The organism is Kitasatospora sp. NPDC056273 (assembly GCF_042268845.1).
In the GTDB taxonomy this organism is placed as follows: Bacteria; Actinomycetota; Actinomycetes; order Streptomycetales; family Streptomycetaceae; genus Kitasatospora.
On sequence record NZ_JBHJSJ010000010.1, the window covers coordinates 1 to 5,727 of the forward strand.

Sequence of the window (5,727 nt, forward strand, 5' to 3'; positions counted from 1 at the left end):
ATTATGATCGCGGGTTTGTTTTCTTTCTCCGGGCCTTTATTTTTTGGCCTGTTTGCCGTTGGGGTGGGCGTGGGTCTATAAACGGCCCCACCCCCTTCGCGCCGGTCTCACGGACCAGGCCTGGCTCACGTACCCGCCGAACGGAAGGCGAGCCGCCCCCCCACCGCCCGCGGCAGACTCCTCTCGGCCGCAAGGACCAAGCCGGCCGCCGTCGACGGCTCAACGCCCATCAGGTCCGCCGCCTCCGTCAGCTGCATCCCCAACCGGTAGTGCAACACAGCGGCATCGGCAGCGGCGCTCGGCAACAGGCGGTGCAACGCGTCCGCCTCCTGCGCACCATGCCGCCCCTCACAGCGCGCTGACACCTCCTCGCGCACCAGCGCCCACACGACAGCCGACAGATTCTGCTCCCGCACCAGACGAGGCCAATCCGCCGCCAGCCTCACCACCACCCGATCAACTGCCTGCTGGGCACCAGGAGCCGACCCCAACCGGGACACGGCATACCTCCAGTACGGGCCCCGGTGCCGCAGGACAAACGCATCCAGCACCTCATCACTCCCAACCATGACTCGCCTCCCCCTCCGGCACGGCCGCGCGCTCGAAACCGCCGGCCCGCCCGAAGCCCCCGTGCACCAACTCCACCAGCACGGCGTAGTGCAGCTGCTCCCAGCACGGACGAAGGTCCGCCGGGCGCCCGCCCAACGCCGTGGCCAAGGCACTGACCACAGGCCAGTCCGGCACCGTCTCGAACCCCAGCACCGACCGCACCAGCTTCTCCGTCAGCCCCGGCGCCCGCGCGCACACCCGCTCCACCGGCAGCTCGCCGGCCGCCAGATGCAGGCCACGAAGCGCCCACAGCACCCGGTCGGCGGCCACCGCCAGCGACACCCGACCCGGCAACACGATGCCCTGAGCCAACTCCCACAGCATCCGCACCGACCGCGGATCGCCCCCGAACGCCTCCACGAGCGTCTGCAGGATCGGCCACGTCGGCACCCGGTCCCCAGCCAGAATCCTCGACACGTACGACGCCGAACACCCAGCCTGCTCCGCCGCGGCCTGAAGACTCACCTCGCTACCCACCTGCAGCACGGTCAGCGCCGCCGCCAGATGGTCCGCATACCGGGGCCCCGGCGCACGCACAGCCACCTCCCCCGGCACAGGGCCACTCCCGCCAGGCTCGGCCGCCGCCTGCCGACCCCGGCGGCGAACCAGCTGCTGCTCCACCTGCTGCGGGGCCCACCGACGCCGAGCCGAATCCGCCTCGACCCCCAGGGCCGCCCCGATCTCCGACCACGACGCACCGCCGCGGTGCGCATCGTGCACCACCGCCGCGGCGTAGTGGTCGACCTCGCCGCGAAGCTCCCGCGCACGTGCCACCAGCACCACCAGCGGCGCCTGACGCGACTGCGCGTCCAGCAGCCTGCCCGCCGCCGCGTGCACGTCCTCCGCCACCAACTGCCCCCACCCGCCGGCGTCCTGGGCGGTTCGCCGCACAGCGGCCCGACCCTTGTCGCGCAGCCGCTGCGCCCGCTTCTGGCACTTCGTCGTGTGGTACTGCTTCGGCCGCCCCGCGCGCACCGGCCGCTGGAACGCCCGTCCGCACGATTCCAGCGCGCACGTCGCGGTCACCCATGTCGTCATCTCTGATTGCCCTTTTCTCCCTCGTCCGGCGGCATTTCCGCCCTCAGGGGCGGACCGCGTCGGCGGTCCGCCCGGGGCGCCCGGCAGGGGTGTGCCAGAGCATGCGGGCCTACCCCTGCCGGGACGGTGCCTACTGCAGGCGCAGGTGCCGGTAGCGGAATCGAGCCTGACCGGCGGCAGTGATCAGCGCGCCGAGTCCGGCGAGCAGCCACCACGGCACCGCGTTGGCACATGCCATGGGCACGGTGACGGCTGCGGTCACCGAGCCGAGGGAGACCGATACGTCCCAGTAAACGAACCCGCGCGACAGCCGCGGGTGACTGGTAGGTTCGGTGGCGATCACGGGTCGGCTAGCAGGCAGCCCCGTGAGGGCGTAGTTGTGCACACGCACTCCTCGCTCCGGGCCCCGGCCAGCGGTTTCCGACACCAAGGCCGGGGCCGTTCTTTTGCTGTGCGGAGAACGGTACCGCTAACTCGGCGCGCCCGAAGACCACTTGCATCAAAGGGCCCTTTTCTGGCCGATTGCGGGAGTCGATGGGAATGGCGGGACTGACGGGGACTCGTCACCTTTAGGGGCGCTGGTCGCAGGGGTGTCGTGCGCAGTAACTATCAGTGGATGCCCGCATGGTGGCGCATAGGCGTGCAGATCCGATCAGGGATGCGCGGATTCGCGTCGGGTCAGCGTCAGGGATTGCCCTCCGAGTCCTGGAATTTGACCTTGCGGTCCAATGTTCGAACGCAAGATTGACGATCCTTTGCAATCCCCCCGGTTGCAGATGCAAATGACCGGAGCAGAATATTCCGGAACTATGGTGGTGTAGATCACACGATGCGGAGGGGCGAGACAAGCAGGCGGGTGAAGGAGACCGACCAGGCGATCGTGCCCGAGCCTCCAGAGATGTGCCTGAGCTCCTCCTCACGGCGCCGGCCCGAGAGCTGGAATCCAGGGAGTAGGAGGGCAAGCGCCGGGGGCAGGTCTGCCGCGCGGCTCTGGGCGGCCGAGGGACGTCCCCGGGCCCGACCCGACGACGCCGAGCAGGAGTTCCGTGCCCAGATCGACGGACCGCCGCCGACCGGCAAACCCCCGCCACACGCCTCGGCCGGTCGGCGTCGCTTCCTACGCGAACTCGGATGAGCGCGGCTGGGCTCGTCCGAGCTCTGCCGGACCTGCCTCTCGGCACATCCCAAGCCGAGAAGACGCCGGTGACCGAGACGCTGGCCATCTGCGCGTAGCGGCCAACCGGGCCGATCAGCCGTCTGACTTCGGGGCCGGTGGGCCCGCCTGGCCAAAGTCGGCCTTCGCCTGCGCAGACCGCTCTGCGGGCCCTACGGTGTCCGCATCGACATGACCGCAGGTCAGGTGTTCAAGGGGTGGATACGGATGAGGGTTCCGCTGGCGGACGCAGTCGCGGCGGTACGCGACGAACTGATCGAGGCGGCGGCACGGGTCGGGGCTGGTCCGGGAGTGGTGTTCGCGGTGGGGCCAGTGGAGATGGAGTTCGAGGTCGAGCTGCGTGCCGACGCGACGGCGAAGGCCGGCTTCAAACTCTGGGCAGTCGGCGCCGAGACCGAAGCCGGCGTCTCCCGCGCTCGCACCCATCGGGTCTCCTTCACCCTCACCCCGAAGCGGCTCGACGGCGGCGACCTCCTCGTCAGCTCTGCGCAGGAGCGCCCGGTCGGGCCCGGTGACACCTCCGGGCGCATCGAATAGGGCCTCGGGCTGTTTCTGGTCCCGGACAGCACCAGGGTCTGGGAGCAGCGACCGGGTGGCAGGCGGAAGGGCGAGTAGGGCGGGTGGGGGTCCGGGATGGAGCAAGGGCGTCTTGCGGCGGTGACCGGGGCGGGTGGGTCGGGGTCGGGATATGCGGTCGGCGGCCGGCTGGTGCTGACCTCCGCGCATGTCACCGGCCCGGCCGGAACCAGCGTCCACGTGTTTCACCCGGGCGGGAGCGGCACGGCGGGCGGGAAGGTGGCATGGGCCGGCGCAGCCGGCGAGCGTGACGACGCCGCGCTCGTCCTCGTCGACGACTCCCCACACTGGCAGCCACCCACCACTCCCGTTCAGTGGGGGCGACCGGACACCACCCGCCCCGGCACTCCATGTGAGACATGGGGTGTCCCCGACGAGGCCCAACGCCCCGACCACCCCACCGAGGCTTCACACCTGCACGGTGAGGTGAACCCGGGCAGCGGCTTCGTCGGCAATCAGTACGTCATGGACCTGCGCACCCCCGTCGCCGGGTGGCCGGGCGACGGGACGTCGCCGTGGGGCGGCCTGTCGGGGGCGGCGGTGTTCTGCGACCGCTACCTCACCGGCGTCGTCGCCTCCGACCACGCGAACTCCGCTCACGGCCGGCTCAACGTCGTCCCCTCCTACGTCCTCCACCACGACCCCGACTTCCGCACCGCCCTCACCGAGCACGGCGGCGGCCCGGAGACCGGGCTAGAGGCGGTGGAGTTCCAGGACATCGCCGACCCCACCGTCCATACCGCCGTCCGACGCGCCCCGGTGACACCGGCGGCACTGCTGGAAGCCGGGCGGCAGACCGTTCCCTTCCACGGCCGCGAGGACCTGCTCGCCGAACTGCGGGCGTGGTGCCGACCGGGCGGGTTCGGGGCGTGGCTGCTGCACGGCCCCGGAGGCCAGGGCAAGACCCGCCTCGCCCGCCACCTCGGCCGGCAACTCACAGCCCAGGGCTGGACGGTGCTGTGGCCGCGGGCTGGCGCCCGTCCCGATCAGCTGCTGGAGGTCCGACGGGCGGCGAAGCCGCTGCTGGTCGTCCTCGACTACGCCGAGACCCGCCCCAACCAACTCGGCGCCCTCGTTGAGGCCGCCGCCGAACACCCCGGCACCAGCCCCTTCAAGCTCCTGCTCCTGGCCCGCACCGCAGGGGACTGGTGGCAGCAGGCCCAGGCGGGAAGCCGGCAGGCCGAGGACCTCCTCGCCACCGCCCGCACGCGCCGCCTCACGCCCCTGGAGGACGACCCCGAACTGCGTGCCGGCCACTACCGCGACGCCGCCCACGCCCTCGCCACCGCGCTGCCGACCGTTCCAGACATGGCCGGACATGACTGGACGGTGGCCGCCGCAGCCCTGCGACCACCACGGCAACTGGATCGGGACGACGCCTACGGCAACGCGCTCACCCTCCACATGACCGTCCTCGCCGACCTCCTCGACACCGCACGGACCGAACCCACTAACCACACTGGGGACGAGGACGTGCAGGACGTCGAGGACCGGCTGCTCGGCCATGAAGCCCGCTACTGGCACAGCGGCGCCGCTGCCCGCAGCCTCGCCCCCGCCCTCAGCAGGAGCACCCTGGAGACCGCGCTCGCCGCCGCCCACCTCACCGGCGCCGTCGACCGCGAACACGCCGACCGGCTGTGGCAACGCCTGCCCGCGCTAGCCGACCAGCCCCGCGACCGCCGCGACCAGGTCACCGCCTGGCTAGCCGCCCTCTACCCCGCAACACCAACCCAGACAGGCGAAGCGCCTTGGGGCGCCTTTCAGCCCGACCGTCTCGCCGAACGCCACACCGGCAACACGCTCATCGACAGGCCGGACCTTGCTGACGACCTCCTCCACGGCTCCGACGACACCCAGAGCAGGCAGCTCCTCACCGTCTACACCCGCGCCGCCGCCCATCCCGCCCTCCACCGGCTCGGCAAACAGCTCACCGAACTCTGCATCCGTCACTACGAGACTCTCACCGCGCACATCATCAACACCGTCACCCGCACCGACCACCCGGCCCCCCTTATCGCCGCCCTCGACACCATCACCGCCCGCGCCGACACCCCCTTCGACGATCTCAGGGCGATTTACTTTCAACTCCCCAAGGCCAGCCACCGCCTTGCCACCACTGCAGCTCGCCTCGCCCACACCATCACCACCCACTACCGCACTCTCGCCGAGACCAACCCCGAGGCCTACCTGCCAAACCTCGCCACCTCCCTCAACAACCTCTCCGTCCGACTCAACGATGCCGGTCGGCCAGGAGAGGGCTTGGCTGTCATTCAGGAGGCCGTTGCCATCCGTCGCGCCCTCGCCGAAACCAACCCCGACGCCCACCTGCC

General features: G+C 71.0%; 4 protein-coding genes and 1 pseudogene. 2 read left to right on the plus strand and 3 right to left on the minus strand.

All coding sequences use genetic code 11. The features are described 5' to 3' along the window. Window positions 1–125 precede the first annotated feature (125 nt). The 3 genes from ACFCY1_RS11810 to ACFCY1_RS11820 form a co-directional block, all read right to left on the minus strand. A complete protein-coding gene (locus tag ACFCY1_RS11810) occupies window positions 126–416 on the minus strand; it encodes a hypothetical protein (protein WP_375874365.1) in 291 nt (96 codons plus the stop codon). A 139-nt stretch (window positions 417–555) separates the two neighbouring features. Then, window positions 556–1,647, minus strand: a complete 1,092-nt coding sequence (locus tag ACFCY1_RS11815; RefSeq protein ID WP_375874366.1) for a helix-turn-helix domain-containing protein — start codon at window positions 1,645–1,647, stop codon at window positions 556–558. A 130-nt stretch (window positions 1,648–1,777) separates the two neighbouring features. Further along, the gene (locus ACFCY1_RS11820; protein ID WP_375874367.1) at window positions 1,778–2,032 is read right to left on the minus strand and encodes a hypothetical protein; all 255 of its coding nucleotides are present in this window, start codon (window positions 2,030–2,032) and stop codon (window positions 1,778–1,780) included. A 960-nt stretch (window positions 2,033–2,992) separates the two neighbouring features. On the opposite strand from ACFCY1_RS11820, the gene ACFCY1_RS11825 reads away from it, so the two are divergent. Together ACFCY1_RS11825 and ACFCY1_RS11830 are read left to right on the plus strand one after the other, a co-directional pair. After that, entirely contained in the window at window positions 2,993–3,358 is a 366-nt protein-coding gene (locus ACFCY1_RS11825; protein WP_375874368.1) for a trypco2 family protein, read from the plus strand. Between the two features lie 465 nt (window positions 3,359–3,823). Beyond that, window positions 3,824–5,727 (plus strand): annotated as a pseudogene (locus tag ACFCY1_RS11830) (hypothetical protein); the annotation flags it as partial.

Excerpts from the sequence above, each read along its gene's own strand:
- ACFCY1_RS11825 (WP_375874368.1), top strand. The coding sequence starts at position 2,993 with ATGACCGCAGGTCAGGTGTTCAAGGGGTGGATACGGATGAGGGTTCCG.
- ACFCY1_RS11815 (WP_375874366.1), bottom strand. The coding sequence starts at position 1,647 with ATGACGACATGGGTGACCGCGACGTGCGCGCTGGAATCGTGCGGACGG.